This window comes from Lentzea sp. NPDC004789 (genome assembly GCF_053601075.1).
Map to the genome: position 1 here is coordinate 263,235 of NZ_JBSGBE010000008.1, position 20,989 is coordinate 284,223.

At 69.8% G+C, this 20,989-nt stretch carries 19 protein-coding genes; 11 read left to right on the top strand and 8 right to left on the bottom strand.

Going from position 1 to position 20,989, the window contains the following annotated elements; all coding sequences use genetic code 11:
- Positions 1–3: 3 nt before the first annotated feature.
- The 4 genes from ACWEIJ_RS20880 to ACWEIJ_RS20895 all read right to left on the bottom strand — a co-directional run bounded on the left by ACWEIJ_RS20880 (position 4) and on the right by ACWEIJ_RS20895 (position 3,452).
- Positions 4–849 carry a fumarylacetoacetate hydrolase family protein gene (locus ACWEIJ_RS20880; protein ID WP_449838839.1) on the bottom strand — a complete coding sequence of 282 codons (846 nt, stop codon included), beginning with the start codon at positions 847–849 and terminating at the stop codon, positions 4–6.
- A gap of 40 nt (positions 850–889) precedes the next feature.
- Positions 890–1,852: an aldo/keto reductase gene (locus ACWEIJ_RS20885; protein WP_449838840.1), complete on the bottom strand. Its 963-nt coding sequence runs from the start codon at positions 1,850–1,852 to the stop codon at positions 890–892.
- Positions 1,845–2,597 (bottom strand): SDR family NAD(P)-dependent oxidoreductase, encoded by a 753-nt coding sequence (locus ACWEIJ_RS20890; RefSeq protein ID WP_449838841.1) that lies wholly within the window; start codon positions 2,595–2,597, stop codon positions 1,845–1,847. The genes ACWEIJ_RS20885 and ACWEIJ_RS20890 overlap by 8 nt, the downstream gene beginning before the upstream one ends.
- Positions 2,598–2,672: 75 nt before the next feature.
- Positions 2,673–3,452 (bottom strand): FadR/GntR family transcriptional regulator, encoded by a 780-nt coding sequence (locus ACWEIJ_RS20895; RefSeq protein WP_449838842.1) that lies wholly within the window; start codon positions 3,450–3,452, stop codon positions 2,673–2,675.
- A gap of 152 nt (positions 3,453–3,604) precedes the next feature.
- On the opposite strand from ACWEIJ_RS20895, the gene ACWEIJ_RS20900 reads away from it, so the two are divergent.
- The 5 genes from ACWEIJ_RS20900 to ACWEIJ_RS20920 are packed head-to-tail and all read left to right on the top strand — an operon-like array spanning position 3,605 to position 8,200.
- Positions 3,605–4,879: an ABC transporter substrate-binding protein gene (locus tag ACWEIJ_RS20900; RefSeq protein ID WP_449838843.1), complete on the top strand. Its 1,275-nt coding sequence runs from the start codon at positions 3,605–3,607 to the stop codon at positions 4,877–4,879.
- Between the two features lie 4 nt (positions 4,880–4,883).
- A complete protein-coding gene (locus tag ACWEIJ_RS20905) occupies positions 4,884–5,846 on the top strand; it encodes a carbohydrate ABC transporter permease (protein ID WP_449838844.1) in 963 nt (320 codons plus the stop codon).
- Positions 5,846–6,673 (top strand): carbohydrate ABC transporter permease, encoded by an 828-nt coding sequence (locus ACWEIJ_RS20910; RefSeq protein WP_449838845.1) that lies wholly within the window; start codon positions 5,846–5,848, stop codon positions 6,671–6,673. Before ACWEIJ_RS20905 ends, ACWEIJ_RS20910 begins: the two co-directional genes overlap by 1 nt.
- 1 nt (position 6,674) lies before the next feature.
- Positions 6,675–7,835 (top strand): mandelate racemase/muconate lactonizing enzyme family protein, encoded by a 1,161-nt coding sequence (locus ACWEIJ_RS20915; protein ID WP_449838846.1) that lies wholly within the window; start codon positions 6,675–6,677, stop codon positions 7,833–7,835.
- Between the two features lie 23 nt (positions 7,836–7,858).
- Positions 7,859–8,200 carry an L-rhamnose mutarotase gene (locus ACWEIJ_RS20920; protein ID WP_449838847.1) on the top strand — a complete coding sequence of 114 codons (342 nt, stop codon included), beginning with the start codon at positions 7,859–7,861 and terminating at the stop codon, positions 8,198–8,200.
- A 222-nt stretch (positions 8,201–8,422) separates the two neighbouring features.
- Here the strand turns inward: ACWEIJ_RS20920 and ACWEIJ_RS20925 are convergent, their stop codons facing one another.
- The gene (locus tag ACWEIJ_RS20925) at positions 8,423–9,124 is read right to left on the bottom strand and encodes a FadR/GntR family transcriptional regulator (RefSeq protein WP_449838848.1); all 702 of its coding nucleotides are present in this window, start codon (positions 9,122–9,124) and stop codon (positions 8,423–8,425) included.
- Between the two features lie 212 nt (positions 9,125–9,336).
- On the opposite strand from ACWEIJ_RS20925, the gene ACWEIJ_RS20930 reads away from it, so the two are divergent.
- From ACWEIJ_RS20930 to ACWEIJ_RS20950, 5 genes are read left to right on the top strand one after another with little or no spacing between them, the layout of a single operon-like run.
- On the top strand, positions 9,337–10,653 hold the full coding sequence (locus tag ACWEIJ_RS20930) for an L-fuconate dehydratase (protein ID WP_449838849.1): 1,317 nt from the start codon (positions 9,337–9,339) through the stop codon (positions 10,651–10,653).
- Positions 10,654–10,693: 40 nt separating this feature from the next.
- Positions 10,694–11,719, top strand: coding sequence for a sugar ABC transporter substrate-binding protein (locus ACWEIJ_RS20935; RefSeq protein ID WP_449838935.1), 1,026 nt, complete (start codon positions 10,694–10,696; stop codon positions 11,717–11,719).
- A gap of 12 nt (positions 11,720–11,731) precedes the next feature.
- On the top strand, positions 11,732–13,237 hold the full coding sequence (locus tag ACWEIJ_RS20940; protein WP_449838850.1) for a sugar ABC transporter ATP-binding protein: 1,506 nt from the start codon (positions 11,732–11,734) through the stop codon (positions 13,235–13,237).
- On the top strand, positions 13,230–14,234 hold the full coding sequence (locus tag ACWEIJ_RS20945) for an ABC transporter permease (protein WP_449838851.1): 1,005 nt from the start codon (positions 13,230–13,232) through the stop codon (positions 14,232–14,234). Before ACWEIJ_RS20940 ends, ACWEIJ_RS20945 begins: the two co-directional genes overlap by 8 nt.
- An 8-nt stretch (positions 14,235–14,242) precedes the next feature.
- Positions 14,243–17,071, top strand: a complete 2,829-nt coding sequence (locus ACWEIJ_RS20950) for a glycosyl hydrolase family 95 catalytic domain-containing protein (protein WP_449838852.1) — start codon at positions 14,243–14,245, stop codon at positions 17,069–17,071.
- Between the two features lie 6 nt (positions 17,072–17,077).
- Here ACWEIJ_RS20950 and ACWEIJ_RS20955 read toward each other — a convergent pair whose 3' ends face one another.
- Complete coding sequence (locus tag ACWEIJ_RS20955; protein ID WP_449838853.1) at positions 17,078–17,380, bottom strand: hypothetical protein; 303 nt, start codon at positions 17,378–17,380, stop codon at positions 17,078–17,080.
- A 121-nt stretch (positions 17,381–17,501) separates the two neighbouring features.
- On the bottom strand, positions 17,502–18,275 hold the full coding sequence (locus tag ACWEIJ_RS20960; RefSeq protein ID WP_449838854.1) for a FadR/GntR family transcriptional regulator: 774 nt from the start codon (positions 18,273–18,275) through the stop codon (positions 17,502–17,504).
- Positions 18,276–18,452: 177 nt separating this feature from the next.
- Between ACWEIJ_RS20960 and ACWEIJ_RS20965 the strand changes: the two genes are divergently transcribed.
- Positions 18,453–18,866: a hypothetical protein gene (locus ACWEIJ_RS20965; RefSeq protein ID WP_449838855.1), complete on the top strand. Its 414-nt coding sequence runs from the start codon at positions 18,453–18,455 to the stop codon at positions 18,864–18,866.
- 69 nt (positions 18,867–18,935) lie between these two features.
- On the opposite strand, the gene ACWEIJ_RS20970 is transcribed toward ACWEIJ_RS20965, so the two are convergent.
- Positions 18,936–20,975: a cellulase family glycosylhydrolase gene (locus tag ACWEIJ_RS20970; RefSeq protein ID WP_449838856.1), complete on the bottom strand. Its 2,040-nt coding sequence runs from the start codon at positions 20,973–20,975 to the stop codon at positions 18,936–18,938.
- Between the last annotated feature and the right edge of the window lie 14 nt (positions 20,976–20,989).

Here is a 20,989-nt window from a genome sequence, read left to right on the forward strand (position 1 = left end):
CGGTCACGCCTGCCCGATCCGCTGCCGTTGCGCGCCAAGACGATCGATGCTGAGCTCGACCGTGTCGCCGGCACGCAGGTACTCGAAGTCGTTGACGCCGAACGCCACCCCCGCGGGCGTACCCGTGTTCACCACGTCACCGGGTTCCAGCACCATGAACTGGCTGAGGTACCAGATGATGTGGTGCACGCCGAACAGCATGTTCGCGGTGTTGCCGTTCTGCCGGAGCTCACCGTTGACGCTCAGCTTCAGGCCGAGCGCCTGCGGGTCGCCCACCTCGTCGGCGGTGACCAGCCACGGTCCCAGCGGGTTGAACGTCTCGCAGGACTTGCCCTTGGTCCACTGGCCACCGCGCTCGGTCTGGAACTCGCGTTCGCTGACGTCGTTGGAGATCGCGTAGCCCGCGATCACCGCCGCCGCGTCCTGAGGGCTCTCCAGATACCGGGCGGTGGCGCCCAGCACGACGGCCAGCTCCACCTCGTAGTCGGTCTTCACGCTCGCCCTCGGCACCAGCACGGTGTCGTTCGGCCCGACGACGGTGTTCGACTTCTTCATGAACACCACCGGCTCCGCGGGCGGTTCGGCCGACGTCTCTGCCGCGTGGTCGGAGTAGTTGAGCCCGATGCACACCAGGGCGCCGGGACGGGCCACGGGCGCGCCGATCCGCAGGCCCGTGACGTCCAGCTCCGGCAGACCGGTCAGGGCGTCGCGCACCCGCGCCACCCCGCCGCCGGCCAGGAAGTCGCCGTCGATCTCACCCGTCACCGGGCGCAGATCGCGCACCTGGCCGGCGTCGTCGAGCACCGCGGGAATCTCGGCGCCGGGGTCGCCCATTCTCAACAGTCGCATTGCCGTTCCTCATCCATGTGTTCTTCGAAGCCGTCACGGGTCACGGGGTTGGCACGTCGGATTCAAGCAGCCCGGCGGCACGCAGCTCCGCCCACAGCCCCGGCGGAGGGGGCGTGGCGAACGCGGCCACGTTCGCGTGGAGCTCGGCCTCCGCGCGGGCGCCGATCAGCGCGCCGGTCACGGCCGGGTGCCCGAACGGGAACCACAGCGCCGCCGCCGGGAGCGTCGTGCCGTGCCGGGCGCAGACCGCGGCGATCCGCCGGGCACGGCCGACCACGTCCGCCGGCGCGGTCCGGTAGTCGTAGGTGGCGTCGTCGGGCACGTCCTGGCGGGCCAGCAGACCGGAGTTGAACAACCCGGCGGCGAGCACGTCCACCCCGCGCTCGGCGCACAACGGCAGCAGCTCGGCCAGCGCGGGCTGCTCCAGCAACGTGTAGCGGCCGGCCAGCAGCACGGTGTCCACATCGGACTCCCGCACGAACCTGGCGAGCATCTGCCACTGGTTCATCCCGGCACCGATCGCGCCGACCACGCCCTGCTCGCGCAGTGCCACGAGCGCGGGCATCGCCTCGTTCGCCGCCTGCTCCCAGTGGTCGTCCGGGTCGTGCAGGTACACCACGTCCACCCGGTCGAGCCCGAGCCGGTCCAGCGACGACTCCAGGCTGCGCCGCACGCCGTCCGCGCTGAAGTCCCACACCCGGCGCGTGGTGGCGGGAACGACGAAGCCGTCGTCGTCGAGCCGTCCCGCTCCGGACGGGTCGGGCACCAGCAGCCGCCCCACCTTGGTGGACAGCACGAACTCGTCGCGCGGCCGGTCGCGCAGCGCGGCACCGAGCCGTCGTTCGGCCAGCCCCAGGCCGTAGTGCGGGGCGGTGTCGAAGATCCGGATCCCGGACTCCCACGCCGTGTCCACCACGGCACGCGCCTCGTGGTCGGTGACCTCGGTGTACAGGTTGCCCAGCGGGGAGGTGCCGAGCCCCAGCCGGCTCAGGACGTCAGCCACGGGGACGCAGCCGGAGAGCGTCCATGCCGCCGTCGACGGCGAGCACCGTACCGGTGGTCGACCCCGACAGCGGGCTCGCCAGGTACGCGATCGCCGCGGCGATCTCGTCGGCCTTCACCAGACGACCGTGCGGCTGCCGAGCCTCCAGCGCCGCCAGCTCGGCCTCCGGGTCCGGCGCCGAGTCGAGCAGCCGCCGCACCCACGGCGTGTCGGCGGTGCCGGGCGCGACCGCGTTGACCCGGATGCCCTCCCGGACGTGGTCGGCGGCGAGGGCACGGGTCAGCGCGTGCACCGCGCCCTTGCTCGCCGAGTAGACCGCCCGTTGCGGCAGGCCCGCGGTGCCCGCGATCGAGCCGGTGTTGACTACGGCGGCGAAGTGCGAGTTCCGCAGGTGCGGCAGGCAGGCGCGGGTCACCCTGGCCATCCCGACGACGTTCACGTCGAACACCCTGAGCCACTCTTCGTCGGTCGCGGCGGCCACGTCACCCTGCGCGCCGATGCCCGCGTTGTTCACCACCACGTCGATACCGCCGAACCGGGTCACCACCGCCTCCACGGCGTCACGGACGCTGTGGTCGTCGGACACGTCCGCCCGCACGAAGAACATGTTCTCCGGCAGGTCGCTCGCCGCCAGGTCGAGCACGGCGACCCGCGCACCGCGGGCGGCCAGCAGTTCGGCCGTGCTCCGGCCGATGCCGGAGCCGCCGCCGGTGACGAGAGCCACCAACCCGTCGAAGTCACCCATGACCGATCGCTCCGTTCGTCGATTGAGTCGGTTGAGCCGTGGCGGAATCCTTGTCCGCCAACCGATGCGTGCTGTCTAGCGAGCCAGGCGCCCAGGCTCTCCCACGTCGCTGCGCCGCACCAGCCACGCCTCGGTGATGTGGGTGAACATGGCCTCGGCGGCACCGTCCGGGTCGTGCGCGGCGATGCGTTCGCAGATGCGGCGGTGACCCTGGTTCGAGGCCGCGCACAACCGGCGGTCGGTGCGGCCGGTGTAGCGGGCCGTGTTGAAGACCTGGCTCTCCAACGCTCGCACCACGCCTCTCGCGATCCGGTTGCCGGACGCCTGCATGATCAGGTCGTGGAACAGGTGGTCGTGCTTGCGATAGGCGACGGGGTCGCCCACCAGCCGGTCCATGCGGTCGACGAGGTCGCACAGCTCCGCGATGGTCTCCTGACCGGCGACACGAGCGGCGACCAGGGCCATGTCGGACTCGAGCAGCCTGCGGGTGACCACCAGGTCGTCCAGCACACCGAGTGAGTCGTCCTCGGCGACGGCGGCGCCCAGGACGAGCTCGTCGAGCATGTTCCACGCGGACGGTGGGGTGACCATCGTGCCGGCGCCCTGGCGCACCTGCACCAGACCCTTCTCCTGCAGCACCTTCACGGCTTCGCGGATGACGGTCCTGCTCACCGAGAACGACTCGCACAGCGCGGGCTCCGGCGGCAGCGACGTGCCGGAGGGGTGCTCGCCGCGCACGATCCGCCCCACGAGCTCGGCCGTGACCGCCCTGGCCAGGTTCGCCGGCCGGTGCGCCCAGCTCGGCGCGGCATGGGCGGTCACGATCGCGCTCGGTCGCTGGCGTGGTGCGGTCATCGTTCCTCCGGTTGCACCCCTCGCCGACGCGATGGAGCGTGCCGATGACTGTACCGACAAACGGCCGTTGACGTAATACGTCATACGAATTACGTTCAGCAGACCCTCGTCGGGCCCTCGACGCCCGGCCCCATCTCGAGAAGTGAGCAGCAATGAAGCAGCGCACACTGTGGTGGTCCGCAGCCCTGGTGGCGGGGCTGACGCTGACGGCGGGTTGCGGGAGCGCCGCCGGACCGGGCTCGCAGTCCGGCGGATCGAGCGACAAGCTCGTGGTCTGGGACTGGAAGTCGGGCGACGCGAAGGCCGCCGGGTACGTGGCGAAGGCCAAGGCCGACTTCGCGAAGAAGCACCCCGGCGTGAACGTCGAGTTCGTCGCGCAGCCGTTCGACCAGTACTACACCCTGCTCGGCGCGGCCATCCAGGCCGGCAAGGGCCCCGACGTGATCATGTTCAACGGTGGCGGCCAGATCCGCGACCGCTCGGACGCGCTGGCCCCGCTGGACTCCTATGTGGACGCCGACCGGTCGCGGCTGGCCGGGTGGGACGCGTTCACGAAAGCGGGAAAGGTGTACGCCGAACCGGTGACCTTGCAGGGACACCCGATCTACTACAACAAGGACCTCTACCAGAAGGCCGGTCTCAGCCCCGACACCCCGCCGAAGACGTGGGACGAGTTCACCAGGAACTGCGGCGTGATCACCCAGAAGACCGGGGCGAAGTGCTTCGCGCTGGGCAACAAGGAGGGCATCGGCATCCAGTTCTGGCTGTCCGCCCTGGGATCGGCCGTGCTGACCCCGCAGGAGTACGACGACTGGATCGCCGGCAAGCGGGACTGGACCTCCGCCGACGTCAAGAAGATCTTCGAGCTCTGGAAGCAGGCCGGTGACTCCGGGCTCAACACCGACGGCGCCAACTCCACCGCGATGTTCAACGACGCGTTCGCGGCCTTCAACTCCGCCAAGGCCGCCAACGTCATCGGCCTGATGTCCGACGTCGGGCACTGGAAGGACTTCGCCGAGTTCCTCACCCCGGAGAAGGTCGGCGTCATGGAGGCGCCCCTGGTCAACCCGGCGGCCAAGCCGAGCCTGCCCTACGACGGCGGCATCGGGTACGCGGTCGCGAAGTGGACCAAGGACCCCAAGCTCGCCGCGGACCTGGTGCACTCGCTGACCTCCACCGACGCGCTGAAGGCGTTCTACCTCGACGGCGGCGCGATCGCGTCCGACACCACGATCGACACCTCCGCGGGCGGCCCGGCCGTCAAGACCATCGTCTCGGAGGTCAAGACCGGCAAGCCCGCCCTGCACGTCGCGCTGGGATCCAAGACGATCGACCTCATGGGACGCCTGTCGCAGCAGTTGCTCAGCGGTTCGATCACGGTGGACGAGGTGCTGCAGCAGCTGGCCGCCTCCGACAAGACGGGCTGATCGCGTGACCGCTCAGTCTCTGTCCTCTGTGGACCCGGCCGCGGCCGGGTCCACCCCGAGGTCCGCCGGCCCCACCCAGGCCGCGCCACGACGCCGCCGGCGGGGCCTGCGGGCCGAGCGCCTCGCGCCCCTGGTGCTGCTCGCCCCGGCGTTGCTGATCATCATCGGACTGCGGTTGTGGCCGCTGGTGCTCGGGATCAACTTCTCCTTCACCGGTGACGGTGACCGCAACGGCATGGCGGTCGGCTTCGACAACTACGCGACGCTGTTCGCGGACCCGTTGTTCCGCACCGCGTTGCGCAACGTCGGGCTGCTGGTCCTGCTGCTGCCGGTCGCGGTGGCGATCCCGGGCCTGCTGGCCACCTTCATCTACCTCAAGGTGCCGGGCCACCGGCTCTACCGCGGCGTCTACTTCTTCCCCGCCGTGCTCTCCCCCGTGATCGTCGGCGCGATCTTCAACCTGCTGCTCGCGTTCGACGGCCCGCTCAACGAGCTCCTCGGCGTGCTGGGCCTCGGCCCGGTGGACTGGCTCGGCGACCCGGACGTGGCGATCTTCGCGGTCGTCGGGGTGCACGTCTGGGCGACGTTCGGCATGGCGCTCGTGGTGTTCCTGGCCGGATTCGCCACCTTGGACTCCTCGTTGCTCGACGCGGCCAAAGTGGACGGAGCGACGTTGCCCCAGACCATCCGGCACGTCATCGTCCCCGGCCTGTCGCGCACCATCCAGTTCGTCTTCGTGACCACCATGATCGGCATGCTGACCTCGATGTTCGGTCTCATCTACGTGATGACCACCGGCGGGCCGGAAGGGTCGACCTACCTGCCCGAGTACTACGTCTGGATCCAGCAGGGACAGATGAACCGGCCCGCCCTCGCCTCCGCCGCCTCCACCGCACTGTTCCTGATCATGCTCGTCGTGGGGCTCGCCCAGATCGGCATCCTGCGACGCGCCGGCAAGGAGGACTGATGACCGGCCCCCGGCTGACCAGATGGGTCGTCGCGGTCCCGATGGCCGCACTCGCCCTGGCCACGATCTACCCGCTGGTGTTCACCACCAACGTCGCCATGAAGACCCGGCGCGAGTACGTCCTCGACCGGTTCTCCCTCGCCGACTCGCTGAGCTTCGCCAACATCGTCAAGGCCTGGACGAGCGTCGGCATGTCCCGGTACTTCCTGAACTCGGTGGTCGTGGTGACGTGCTCGGTCGCGCTGCTGCTGCTGTTCGGGTCGATGGCGGGCTTCGCGCTCGCGCGGCTGACGTTCCGCGGCTCGTCGACGCTCTTCCTCGGCGTGCTGGCCGCGTTGTTCGTGCCGTTCCAGGTGATCATGGTGCCGCTGGCGCGGATCATGGCCGACACCGGCCTGATCGACACCTACCCCGGCCTGGTCCTCGCCTACGTGGCGCAGTTCCTGCCGTTCACGATCTTCCTGCTGACCAGCTACTACTCCACCGTGCCACCGGACATCGTCGACGCCGCGCGGATCGACGGGAACACGGTGTACGGGGTCTACTGGCGGATCATGCTGCCGATCGGTGCTCCCGCGTTGTTGTCGGTCGGCGTGCTCAACGCCCTGTTCTGCTGGAACGACGTGCTCATCTCGTTGCTGATGATGCCGTCCGCCGAGCACCGCACGCTCATGGTCGGAGTCACCTCGTTGCGCGGCCAGTACTCCGACGACATTCCGACGTTCGCGTCCGGTGTGCTCATCGCCGCCATACCGGTGCTGGTCGTCTACCTGTTCCTGCAACGCCAGATCGCCGACGGCGTCACCGCCGGGTCCACGAAGGGCTGACATGCGCATCACTCACTACCGGACCCTCACCACCGTCCACGACTGGGGCCGTCCCGTCGGCGACGCCAACGGCGTCTACGCCGACGGCCGCGTCCGCGTGCCGATCGTCGTCGTCGAGACCGACGAGGGCATCACCGGCGTCGGCCTCGGACCGCACGCGGACATCGAGAACGTCTTCGCCGCCATCGAGGGCGAGGACCCGCGCTCGGTCACCACCCTCTACGACCGCATGCTGCGCCAGGTGTTCAAGGCGGGCCACGCCGGCGCGGTCTTCGGCACCATCGGCGCGCTCGACACCGCCCTGTGGGACATCAAGGCGCAGGCGGCGGGCGAGCCGCTGTGGCGGTTGTTCGGCGGCCGCGACCGCCGCGTGCCCGCCTACGCCTCGGCCCTCGACATCGCGCTGGACGACGACGAGTTCGTCGCCACGTACCAGGAGTACGCCGACCGCGGACTGCGCGCGGCGAAGGTGAAGGGCGGCCTCGACATCGAGCAGGACCGCTACCGCCTCACCCTGGTCCGCGACGTGCTGGCGAAGGCCAGCCGCGGCGCGCGGCCGAGCCTCATGCTCGACGTCAACGAGACCTGGACCCGCAAACAGGCGGTGCGGCACGTCAGCGAGATCGAACGCACCCTCGACCTGACCTGGATCGAGGAACCGGTCCGCCGCTGGGACGCCGAGGGCCACGCCGCCGTCGGCCGCGGCATCCGCGCCTCCGTCGCCACCGGCGAGAACCTCACCGGCCTGGAACAACACCGCGCGCTGATCGCGGCGGGCGCCGTGGACATCGTGCAGACGGCCGCGGTCTGGGGCATCACGCACTTCCTGCGGGTCGCCACGCTCGCACACGCCCACGACCTGCCCGTGAGCCCCATCGGCACCACCCCGGTGGGCCTGCTGCACGCCGCCACCTCCCTGCCGAACCACCTGGTGAGCGAACTGCAGGACCTCCGGCCCCCGCAGGGGGTCTCGGTGGACCTGCACGTCGAGGACGGCGCCTACGTCCTCGGCGACACCCCCGGCCTGGGCGTGCGCATCGACGAGGAGGCCATCGCCGCGGCGAGCCACCTGGTCCCCGACCCGCTGGCCGGCGGTTCGCACATCCGGCCGGAACGCGCCGGCCGCAGGCTGCACCCCGATGAGACCCTCAACAACGCCTGACCCGTTTCCCGAGGAGCCCCAACGTGACGACACCCCAGCGATTCGGCATGGTCATCCGGCTGCGCCCGGAGAAGCGCGAGGAGTACCTGCGGCTGCATTCGGCCGTCTGGCCCGCCGTCGAGAAGACCATGCTCGACGCCAACATGCGCAACTTCACGATCTTCCTGCACGACGACCTGCTCTTCGGCTACTACGAGTACATCGGTGACGACCACGAGGCCGACCAGGCCCGCATCGCCGCCGACCCGGAGACCCAGCGGTGGTGGACCCTCACCGACCCGTGCCAGGAGTCGCTGGTGGAGCGCGGTTCCGGCAGCTGGTGGGCGCCGATGCAGGAGGTCTGGCACCTGGGCGACCCGGCGTAGGCCTGACCGGATTCGGTTGCGCGCCAGCGCGGTCGGTGGGTCGCGGCCTCAGCCGCGGCCCACGTGCCAGCGCCGCAACGCGGTCAGCACGTCGCGGCGCAAGTCGCTGCCGCCCACGTGCCTACGCGCCAAACGCGGTCAGCGCGCCGCCGCGGTCAGCGCGAACGCGGTCAGCGCGCCGCCGCGGTCAGCGCGCCGCGGTTCCGTTGCGCACCAAGGCCGTCAGCGCGCCTCGCCGCCGTCGCCGCGCCCCACGTGCTCACGCAGCCACCGCTCGGTCGTGTTGACGTGCATGAGGGCCGCGGCCTGCGCGAGCGCGGCGTCCCGGTCGGCCAGCGCCTGGTAGATCGCCTCGTGCTCGGCGAGCGTGCGGCTGGCCGCGTGGTCGTCGACCAGTCCGCGCCACACCCTGGCGCGGATCGTGCGGCTGGAGATGCCCTCCAGCAACGTGGTCAGCGTGGCGTTGCCGGTGGCGGCGACGACCGCGCGGTGGAACGCGGCGTCGTGCGAGTTGAGCAGCTCCACGTCGTCGCGGGCCGCGCGCATCGCGTGGAGGTGCCGTTCGACCTCGGTCAGTTCGCGGGCGGAGATGCGGGTGGCGGCGAGGCCGGTCGCGATCGGCTCGAAGAGCCTGCGCACCTCGGTGAGTTCGAGCAGCGTGTCGCCGCGCAGCAGTTCCACGGCGGAGGAGATGCCGCCGAGCAGCACCTCCGGCTCCAGGCTCGTCACGTAGGTGCCGTCGCCGCGCCGGATCTCCAGCACGCGCGCCACCACCAGCGCCTTGACCGCCTCGCGCATCAGGTTGCGGGACAGGCCCAGCTCGGCCGCCAGCTGCTGTTCGGGCGGGAGCTTCGAGCCCGGCGGCAGCTCACCCGACCCGATCAGGTCTCTGATGCGGTCGATGGCCTTGTCGGTCAGTGACACCGCAGGAGGGTAGCAAGACATCCCATCTCTGCCAAAGAGATGGGATGTCGTCCGCCCCAAAGCGAGGTGACCCCCAAAGCCGCTACCTGCATTTGGTCGTACTTTGGCCGTCGACCGTGGACATTCCAACCGCCAGTGGCCTATAAATCCATCCCATGTCCGCCTACGAACTGTTGCCTCGCGGACACGCCGCTGACACACGAGGGGGAACGATGACCGAGCTGATCACCGCGGTCGATGCGGTGGACGTGCGGTTCCCCACGTCACGCGAGCTCGACGGCTCCGACGCGATGAACCCGGAGCCCGACTACTCGGCCGCCTACGTCGTCATCCGCACGAGCGAGGGCGCGGAAGGCCACGGGCTCGCTTTCACCGTGGGCCGGGGCAACGACGTCGAGGTGGCCGCCGTGCGCGCGCTGGCTCCCCTGGTGACCGGGCTGTCGGTGGACGACGTCCTCGGCGACCTCGGCGCTTTCTCGCGCAGGCTGACCGGGGACAGCCAGCTGCGGTGGCTCGGGCCGGAGAAGGGCGCCATCCACATGGCCGCGGCCGCGATCGTCAACGCGGTGTGGGACCTCTACGGCCGCCGGGAGGGCAAGCCCGTGTGGCAGCTGCTCTCCGAGCTGTCGCCGGAGCAGCTGGTCGACCTCGTCGACTTCCGCTACCTCGAAGACGCGCTCACCCGTGACGAGGCGCTGGACATCCTCCGCCGCGCCGAACCGGGACGCGCCGCGCGCACCGCGCACCTGCTGCACCACGGTTATCCCGCGTACACGACCACGCCCGGCTGGCTGGGCTACGACGACGAGAAGCTCGTCCGGCTGTCCAGAGAGGCCGTCGCGGACGGTTTCACCCTGATCAAGCTGAAGGTCGGCGCCGACGCCGAGGACGACCTGCGCCGCCTGCGCCTGGCCCGGGAGGCGGTGGGGCCCGGCATCAGGATCGCCGTCGACGCCAACCAGGCGTGGGGCGTGCGGCAGGCGATCGACTGGATGGCCAAGCTCGCACCGTACGACCCGTACTGGATCGAGGAGCCGACCTCGCCCGACGACATCCTCGGCCACGCCACCATCCGGCGGGCGGTGTCGCCGGTGAAGGTCGCGACCGGCGAGCACGTCCACAACCAGGTGATGTTCAAGCAGCTGCTCCAGCTCGACGCGATCGACGTCCTGCAGCTCGACGCCAGCCGCACCGCGGGCGTCACCGAGAACATCGCCGTCCTGTTGCTGGCGGCCAAGTTCGGCGTCCCGGTCTGCCCGCACGCGGGCGGCGTCGGGCTGTGCGAGATGGTGCAGCACCTGGCGATGTTCGACTACGTCGCCGTCAGCGGCACCACCGAGAACCGCGTCATCGAGTACGTCGACCACCTGCACGAGCACTTCACCGACCCGGTGCACGTGCACGACGGTCACTACCTCGCGCCGACGGCGCCCGGCATCAGCGCCGAGCTGCACCCGGCGTCCGTCGCCGCGCACCGCTACCCCGACGGACCCGTCTGGAACCACGCCTCCGATCCCGCCACCCGTTAGGAGATCCGCCGTGCACACCAGATCTCGCACCTGCCTGGGCATCGTCACCGTCCTCGCCGCCGTCCTGAGCGCCTGCGGCACCTCGGGTTCCGGGACAGGCGGCGGCGCCGCGGTGGTCGGCGTCGACTACCCGCGGTCCGACACCGACTTCTGGAACTCCTACATCAAGTACACCCCGGAGTTCGCGAAGGAACTGGGCCTGGAGCTCAAGACCACCAACTCGCAGAACGACGTCGCGAAGCTCACCGCCAACGCCCAGACGTTCATCAGCCAGGGCGTGAAGGGCGTCGCGATGGCCCCGCAGGACACCGCGGCCATCGCGCCCACGCTGGAACAGCTGGCGGCCAAGAAGATCCCGGTCGTCACGGTCGACACGCGGCCGGACAGCGGTGACGTGTTCATGGTCGTCCGCGCCGACAACCGGGCCTACGGCGAGAAGGCCTGCCGGTTCCTCGGGGCGAAGCTCAGCGGCAAGGGCAAGGTCGTGATGCTGCAGGGCGATCTCGCGTCGATCAACGGCCGGGACCGCACCGAGGCGTTCAACGACTGCATGAAGAAGAACTACCCCGGCATCACCGTGCTCGGCGAGGCCACGAACTGGGACGGCGCGGTCGCGGCGCAGAAGCTGCAGACCGACCTCACCGCCAATCCGGACATCAAGGGCGTCTACATGCAGTCGAGCTTCGCGCTCTCCGGCACGCTGCAGGTGCTCAAGCAGAAGAACCTGCTGGTCGCCCCGACCGACCCCAAGCACGTCTTCATCGTCTCCAACGACGGGATTCCCGAGGAGCTCAAGGACATCGCCGACGGCCAGATCGACGCGACCGTCTCGCAGCCGGCCGACCTCTACGCCAAGTACGCCCTGCAGTACCTGAAGGCCGCGATCGACGGCAAGACGTTCGAGCCCGGCAAGACCGACCACGACAGCACGATCGTCAAGGTCCGCGACGGGCTGCTGGAGGACCAGCTCTCCGCTCCCCTGGTGACCTCCGACGGCGGCACCTACGACGGCGTGTCCAGCCTCAAGCACGACGACAAGTCCCTGTGGGGCAACAAACTCAGCTGAGCAGAGGACGACATGGTTGCAGCGCCACCCGTCGTCGAGGCGACGGGCGTGACGAAGCGGTACGGGTCCACCGTGGCCCTGCACGAGGCCGCCATCAGGATCGAGCAGGGCCAGACCCACGCACTGGTGGGGCGGAACGGGGCGGGCAAGTCGACGCTGGTGTCCGTCCTCACCGGACTGCAGGCGCCGGACGAGGGCACCATCGCGTTCGGCGGCGAACCCGCACCCAAGCTCACCGACCGCGACGCGTGGCGGCAGCGGGTGGCCTGCGTCTACCAGAAGTCCACGATCATCCCCGACCTCACGGTCGCGGAGAACCTGTTCCTCAACCGGCACGACCACGGCCGCAGCGGCCTGATCAGCTGGAAGTCCGTGCGCCGCAAGGCGAGGGACCTGCTCGACACCTGGTCGGTCGACGTGGACGTGCGGCTGCCGGCCGGTGATCTGGACGTCGAGCAGCGCCAGTTCGTGGAGATCGCGCGGGCGCTGTCGTTCGGGGCGCGGTTCATCATCCTCGACGAACCGACCGCCCAGCTCGACGCCGCCGCGATCGCCCGGCTCTTCCGCCGGATCACCGAGCTGCAGCAGCAGGGCGTCACGTTCCTGTTCATCAGCCACCACCTGCAGGAGGTCTACGAGATCTGTGACACCGTCACGGTGTTCCGCGACGCCCGGCACGTGCTGACCGCCCCGGTCGGCGAGCTGCCCAGGGCCGACCTGGTCGCGGCCATGACCGGCGAGGTGGCGGCGGAGACCGGTGCCGCCCACCGCGCTCCGGCCGTGCACTCCGCGCCCGTGCTGGAGCTGACGAACGCGTCGTTGCCCGGCACGTACGAGGACGTGTCGTTCCGGGTCCACGCGGGCGAGATCGTCGGTCTGGCCGGAGCGGCGAGCAGCGGGCGGGTCGAGATCGCGGAGACGATCGCGGGCCTGCGCGCCGCGACCTCAGGCGTGGTGGAGATCGCGGGCACCCGGCCGAAGCCGGGCAGCGTGCCCGCGGCGCTGAAGGCGGGCGTCGGGTTCGTGCCGCAGGACCGGCACCACCAGGGTTACGTGGCGCAGATGTCCATTGCGGACAACGGTACCCTGACCATCCCGGACCGGCTGGGCCGCGCCGGGTTCATCGACGGGCGCCGGCGTGACGGGTTCGCCCGCGACATGATCGGCCGGCTCGCGATCAAGACACCGGGGCCGGAGCTGCCGGTCTCCGGCCTTTCCGGCGGCAACCAGCAGAAGGTCGTGATGGCCCGCGCCCTCGCGAACGACCCCGGGCTGCTGGTGATGATCAACCCGACCGCCGGCGTCGACGTGCGGTCCAAGGAGTTCCTCCTCGGCAAGGTCGAGGAGATCGCCGAGTCCGGCGCGGGCGTGCTCATCGCCTCCGACGAGCTCGACGACCTGCGTCTGTGCGACCGGGTCCTGGTGGTGTTCCAGGGCCGCGTGGTCGCCGAGATCCCGCGCGGCTGGCACGACCACCGGCTGGTGGCCGCGATGGAAGGAGTGGACCTCGATGGCTGACACCGCCGCACCCGCCACCACCGTGGCCGGCCGGAGGATCGCCTTCGCCCGCCTGCGCGACCTCGCGCTGATCCCCGCGATCATCGTCATCGCGATCGTCGGCCAGCTCGTCAGCCCCGTCTTCCTGCGCGGCGACAACCTGATCAACGTGCTGCAGACCATGTCGGAGATCGCGATCCTGGTCCTGGCGCAGACGCTGGTGCTGATCGTCAAGAAGATGGACCTCTCGCTGGAGTCCACGGTCGGGCTCGCACCCGGCATCGCCGCGTGGCTCACCGTGCCGGTCGGCGCGGGTCACGGCCTCGGGCTGGTGCCGGGCGGCTGGTCGGTGCCGATCACGCTGGCGGTCGGCGTGATCGTCGGCGTGATCAACGCGTTGTTCATCATCCGGTTCGGGCTCAACGGGTTCATCGTCACGCTCGGCATGCTGATCGTCCTGCGCGGCATCCTGACCGGCGTCTCCGGCGGCCAGACCTTCTTCCGGCTGCCGAAGTCCATGCTCTACCTCGGCACCGCGGAGTGGCTCGGCCTGCCCGCGTCGGTCTGGCTGTGCCTGCTGCTGTTCGCCGCGGGCATCGTCGTGCTCGGCTTCACGAGCTTCGGCCGGTCCCTCTACGCGATCGGCGGCAACGTCGACGCGGCGAAGGCGGCGGGCATCCGCACCGACCGGGTGCTGTGGATCGTGATCGTGACGGCGAGCCTGCTCGCCGCGCTCAGCGGCCTGCTGCTGTCCGGGCGGCTCGCCTCGGTCGCCTCCGCGCAGGGCAACGGCTACATCTTCACCGTGTTCGCCGCCGCGGTGATCGGCGGCATCTCGCTCAACGGCGGCAAGGGCACGATGTTCGGCGCCTTCACCGGCATCCTGCTGCTGTTCATGATCCAGAACGTGCTGACGCTGGCCGGTGTGCCCGCCCAGTGGATCGGCGCGCTCAACGGCACGATCATCCTCATCGCGCTGGCCCTGTCCCGCGTCACCGGCGGCAAGGCCCAGGACTAGGAGTTCTCGTGGCACCCTTGAACCGCAGGCGTTTCCTCGCCGCCACCGCGCTCACCGCCGGAGCCACGGCGTTGCCGGGCGGCGCGGCGAGAGCCGCCGCGGTACCGGACCGCGGAATCCTCGACACGAGCCCGGCGTCGTCGTGGACGGACGGTTTCCTGACCGGCAACGGCGAGTACGGCGCCGTGCTGCACGGTGCGCCCGCCGCGGAGAAGGTGATCTTCAACTACCACCGGCTCGTGCTGCCCAACGGCACCCGCTCGGTCACCCCGCCGGTGATCTCCGGACGGCTGAACGGCGTGCGGGACAAGGCGCTCGCGGGTGACTACGCCGGTGCGAACAGGGACTTCGCGAACGGCTGGTCCCTGCGCTGGACCCAGACCTACCACCCCGCGTACGAGCTGCGGATCACCACGTCCGGCCTGACCGCGGCGAACTACAGCCGCACCACCGACTTCCGCACGGGCGAGGTCACGTCGAGCTGGACCGACGGCGCGGGCACGTGGACGCGCCGGGCGTTCGTCTCCCGTGCGGACAAGGTGATCGTCCACGAGCTGCTGCCCGCGCCCGGCCGCACGATCGACACCGCGCTGAGCGTGAACACCGCGCTGGACGGAGCCCCGTCGAGCGTCGGCTACACCACCCTCGCCACGATCTCGAACGGCAACGGCTACCTGAACCTGCGCGGCACCTACCCGTCCGGGCAGGGCGCGTTCGGCTACGAGGGCGTCACCAGGGTCGTCCCCACCGGCGGAACGGTCACCGCGAGCGGCGCCACGATCGTCGTGGCCGGTGCGAGCAGGCTGCTGCTGCTCACGAAGCTCGACCGGTACGAGTCACCGAACGCCTGGGACGCCAAGCCGTTGCACGCGGCGCTGGCCGCCATCAGCGGCGACTACGCGACGCTGCTCCCCCGGCACACCGCGATCCACACCGCGATGTACGACCGTTCGCGGCTGGACCTCAACGTGTCCGACGCCGACCGGAAGCTCCCCACCGGCGACCTGATCGCCCGGCAGAACAACAACAAGAGCGTCATCGACCTCGCGTTGCTGGAACGGCTCTACGACTCCGGCCGCTACCTCTTCATCAGCTCCAGCGGTGTCCTGCCGCCGCGGCTGACCGGCATCTGGACGGGCACGTGGTCGGGTGCCTGGGCCGACGACTTCACCACCGACGCCAACGTCAACCTCCAGGTCGCGGGCGGCAACATCCTCGACACGACCGAGGCCATGCAGGGCTACTTCACCCTGATCCTCGGCCAGCTCGCGCACTGGCGCACCAACGCGCGAAACCTCTACGGCGCACGCGGTTTCCTCGCTCCGTCCCGCACCGACGGCGAGTACGGCCACATGCTGCACTTCGACAGCGGCTTCCCCGGCCAGACGTGGACCGGCGGCGCCGACTGGCTGCTCTACCCGCTGCTCGAGTACTACCAGGTCACCGGCGACCAGGCGTTCCTGCGCGACCGGCTCGGCCCCGCGCTGATGGAGCTCGCGCTGTTCTACGAGGACTTCCTGACCCGCACCGACTCCAGCGGCAAGGTCGTGTTCGTGCCGTCGTTCTCGATGGAGAACGCGCCGAGCAACACCGGCGTGCTGCTGTCCATCAATGCCACCGGCGACATCATGGCCGGCAAGCACGCCCTGCAGGCCGCGATCTGGGCCGCCGAGACGCTCGGTGTCGACTCCGACGGCGTGCGGCGCTGGAAGGCGTTGCTGGCCAAGATGCCCGCGTACCGGACCAACAGCGACAACGCGCTCGCCGAGTGGTCGTGGCCGGGTCTGAACGACCAGTACAACCACCGGCACGTGCAGCACCTGTACGGCGCCTGGCCGTTGCACGAGATCAACCCCGAGGAGACGCCCGACCTCGTCCGCACCGCTCTGCGGGCGCTGGAGGTGCGCGGCGACCAGAACATCTCCGCCCACGGCAGCCTGCACCGCGCCCTGGCGGGCGCGCGGCTCAAGGACGGCGGCAAGGTCTACGACAACCTGCGCAAGATCATCGGCAACAACATGGTCTTCCGGTCGCTGATGACCTCGCACAACCCGAACCTCGACATCTACAACGCCGACGCGGCCAACGCGATCCCGGGCGTGCTGGCCGAGGCGTTGCTCTACTCGCGGCCCGGCGTGCTGGAGCTGCTGCCCGCCCTGCCGGGACAGCTCACCAAGGGCACGATCACGGGTGTGCGGGCGCGTGGCCGGATCCGCGTGCACAGCCTCAGCTGGGACCTGGCCGCCCGCACGGTCACCGCGTCGGTCACCTCCGACGTCGACCAGACCGTCACGCTCATCAGCCGTCGCGGCATGGCGTCGGTGACCACTACGGCGCCGGTCGCCCCGTCACCGGTCGGCCCGCACGCTCGCCAGCTCACCCTGACCGCCGGCCAGCGCACGGACGTCACCGTGTCGCTGCAGGGCGGCTGGTTCCGGCTGGCCAACCGCAACAGCGGCAAGGTGCTCGACGTGAACGGCGCGAGCACCGCCGACGGCGCCAAGGTCATCCAGTGGACCTGGTCGGGCAGCACCAACCAGCAGTGGCAGCTGCTGCCCAACGCCGACGGCTCGTTCCGGCTCTCCGCCCGGCACAGCGGCCTCGTGCTCACCGCCGGGTCCACCCAGGGCGCCCAGCTCGAACAGCGGGCCGACACCGGCGGCAACGACCAGTGGTGGAAGCTCGTCGACGCCGGCGGCGGTCAGGTCACCCTCGTGAACGTGCGCACCGGGTGGTGCGCGGACGTCGACGGCAGCTCGAAGTCCGACGGCGCCAAGGTGATCCAGTGGCCGGCCAACGGCGTCGCGAACCAGCAGTGGCAGGTCGTCTGGGTCTGACGAACCTCAGTTGCTGATGCAGTTCCACGTCACGAACCACTCGGTGAACTCGGGCTCGTCGGAGTACTTGGCGAAGAGGTCCCGCGGCTTGGTCTCGCGAGCCCGGAAGCCGTACTTCTCCACGCACCTCCGGTCGGCCTCTGGCTGCGTCCACCGCACCGCCTCGTCGTACCTCGGCCTGGTCATGCCGTAGTGACCGGTGGACACGTCGTAGGTGACGGAAGCGGCATTCGCGGGTGCGACCCCGAGAGACATCGCCGCGCTCACCGCGAGGACGGCGACTACCGCCCTGCTTGCCCTGACACGCATGGAACCTCCTGCGGAACACGTCTGTGATCCACAGTCTTCGGACCGGCGACGCCGCTGCTCAAGGCGTCCCGGCCGAGTTCCGCGTTGTTCGGGGATCTGTCCGGCATCCTCGGCAGCGCTCTCACCGGTTCAGGCGACCGGGATCCCCGGCGTCACCGCGGCGCACCAGCCACGCCTCGGTGATGTGGGCGAACATGGCCTCCCGCGCGCCCTCCCCGTCACGCGCGGCAACGCACTCGTAGACGCGCCGGTGACCGCGGTTGGACGCCTGGCACAGCTCGCGGTCGCTCCTGCCCTGGTACCCGGCCGTGGTGATGGCCTGACCCTGCAACGACCGCACGACACCGCGGGCGATCCGGTTGCCCGACGCCTGCATGATCACGTCGTGGAACAGCCGGTCGTGCTCCTCGTACGCAGGCGTGTCGCCGACCAGCTCGTCCATCCGGTCCACCAGGGCCCGCAGCCGCTCCACCGTGTCCGGTCCGGCGGTGCGCGCGGCGACCTGCGCCATGTCGGACTCCAGCAACCGCCGGGTCACCACGAGGTCGTCGAGGATCGCGAGACTGTCGTCCCCGGCGATCGCGGCACCGAGCACCAGCTCGTCGAGCATCTTCCACTGCGCCGGCGGGTTCACCCTCGTGCCGGAGCCCTGGCGCACCTGGACCAGGCCCTTCTCCTGCAGGACCTTGACCGCCTCGCGGACCACGGACCTGCTCACCGCGAACGTCTCGCAGAGCACCGGCTCCGGCGGCAGGGCGATGCCCGTGGGGTAGCTGCGCCGGACGATCCGCTGCGCCAGCTCGGCGGTGACCGCCGCGGCGAGACTGGCCGGTCTCCGCGTCCACTCCGGACTCGCCGGCCTGCCCCGTTCCGGCTGGTGCCCTGTCGCTGTCACCTGCGCAGAGTGGCACAGGTCACCCGCACCGGCAGAGCGAGCCGGCCAGCGCACGAGGTTCTGCGGAAGTCGTTCCGAAGACTGCTGAAGTCTGAGCGTGAGGCGGTTGCACACCGGTGAATTTCGGATTTCAGCGTGTCACCCTGTCGGTGCCACCTTACTCCGAAAGGACCAACAATGCCGAAGTTCGTCGCGAAGCGCTCGGCCCTCGCCGCCGCGGTGGTCGCCGCCGCGGCCGCGCTCCTCGGGGCTCCCGCCGCTCACGCCGACTCGCCCAACGGTCAGCACATCGTCGCCTTCTCGAAGGTGCCGTCGGAGACCAAGAGCGTGCTCCTCGACCGCTCGAACAGCTCAAGCGCCCCCAGCTCCACCATCTGCCTGCGGAACCTGCCGTCCGGCCAGTCGTACAGCTCCAGCGCGCACGTCGACAACGACTCGACGCCCCAGCTCACGTTCTACTCCTCCTCCGACTGCTCGCGCGGTGCGCAGAGCAGCGGGTTCATCGACGTCCACCACGACAACCTGACCAAGGTCTGGGTGTCCTGGCGCAACTACCACCCGTACTGGGGTCACGTCGGCCTGGCCGGCTGAGCAGCTTCACCGCGGAACCGCCGAGGCCGTCCACGGCCTCGGCGGTTCCGCTGTCCTCTGTGGACCGGATCAGGCGGTCGTCCCGGTGACCGCGCTGCCCGACTTCGTGACGTAGTACGTGACCTTGGTACCGCTCCAGTAGTGGAACGTGAGCGTCACGCGCTGGTTGTCCTTGACCGCGGCGAAGAAGTCCGGCGTCACGACGGTCTTGCGATCGGTGTAGTTGGGCACGAACGTCTTGTCGAACTCCTTGAAGGACGTCCAGTCGTTGGGGCCGGCGAACGTGCCGTCGTCGTACTTGGCCTCCATCGTGGCCAGCTGGTCACCGCGGTAGTTCGTCGGGATCTCGAACTTGTCGGTGGTACCGGTGGCGTTGGACAGCACCGGCGGGTCGTAGGTGATGACGTAGAACCGCCACGGCACCCCTTGCGAGAACCGGGCCGTCAGGATCGCGTTGACCCCATAGGTCCGCGAGCCGCTCAGCTTCGTCAGCGCCGAGGCGGTCAGGGTGAGCTGGTCACCGTCGAGCGTGTAGTCACGGCCGCGCGCCAGGGCGATGCTGCCGTTGTACAGACCCGTGAACGACGCGCCGTTGAGGTTCAGCTTGATCGTCCTCGCGGTGATGGAACTGGGCTTCGCGAGGAACACCTGGTCGGTGAAAGCGGTGGCGGACCGCGTCGTCCAGCTCGACTTGAGCTGCGCGTAGAGCTCCGGGTCCTTCCACTGGAACGCGGTGCGGTCGAAGTGCTGGCCGTTGTCCCACAGCATGGTGGTGATCTTCTTCGTACGGGCGTAGTAGCCGATGTACTCGAAGAACTTCAGCTTCTCGCCCTGCTCGATGGTGCCGGTGTGCCGGTCGAACCCGAGCAGCCCGTACTCACCGAGGATCACCGGGATCCCGCGCGCGATGAAGCTGTTGTACACGCGGTCGAACGAGTCGGTGTCGTACTGCTGGGCGGTGGCGTCGTAGCGGATGCCACCGGCGACGTTCGCGCTGAACGGCCAGTAGCCGTAGGAGTGCACGGTCGCGGCCAGGTTCGGGTCGTTCAGCCCCCGGATCTGCGTCACCAGCGGGTCGATCAGCTCCTGCTCGGACGAGGTGTGCAGGGTCGGCAGGACCAGCAGCCGGGTGGCGTTGTTGCCGCCCGACCGGCGCACGACGTCGTGGAACGAGGCGTTCAGCTCGGCGTTGAGCGCGATCTCCTGGGCCTTGCCGGTGCTCCCGGCGAACTGCGGCTCGTTCCAGCTCTCGAAGGTCAGCTTCGGCCCGAACTCGGTGAAGGCGGCCGCCAGCTGCGCCCACATCTTGCCGAACTGGTCGAGCACCTGGTCGTGCCGGGCGGGCATCTGCGACATCCACAGCCACGAGTCGTGGTGGATGTTGGTCAGCACGTACAGGTCGCGTGCCAACGCCCAGCGCACGACCTCCTTGACCCTGGCCAGGTATTCCGGCTCGATGGTGTAGTCCGGCGCCGGGCCGACGTGCACGTTCCACGTGACGGGAATGCGGATGCTCTTGAAGCCCTGGGCCTTCACGTTGTCCAGCAACGCTTCCGTGACGCGCGGGTTGCCCCACGACGTCTCGTCCTGGCCGGTCGCGTCGAGCGTGTTGCCGAGGTTCCAGCCCGGCTGCATCGCCGCGGTGAGTTCCATCGCGGTGAGCTGCTTCCCGCCGTGCACGCACGTGACACCGTTGAGCGAGAACGACAACGGTGCCGTGTTCGCGGCGCCCTTGGTGCCCATGAAGCCGAACTTCACCGTCTCCTGGGACGCGATCTTGGCGTTGTAGCCGGCGTCGGTGGCGGTGACCTGGCCGTCGGACTCGGTGAGCTGCGCGTGCCAGGCCCTGCCCGCCTGCTGGCCGGACGGCCACTCCCAGGTCAGCTTCCACCCGTCGACGGCGGCACCGGTGTTGGTAACGGCGACGTCGGCCTGGAAGCCGCCCTCCCACTGACCGGTCACCGTGTACGTGACCTTGCAGCCGGCCTCCGCCGCGGCGGCCGGGCTCGCGGTCGCGACCACGAGGCTCGTGGCCAGCGTCATGACGGAGGCCAGGACGGCACCGAGCCGTCGCCGAGTTGTGCGTGTCTTGCCGGTTGAGGTGAACATCATTGGGCTCCTCA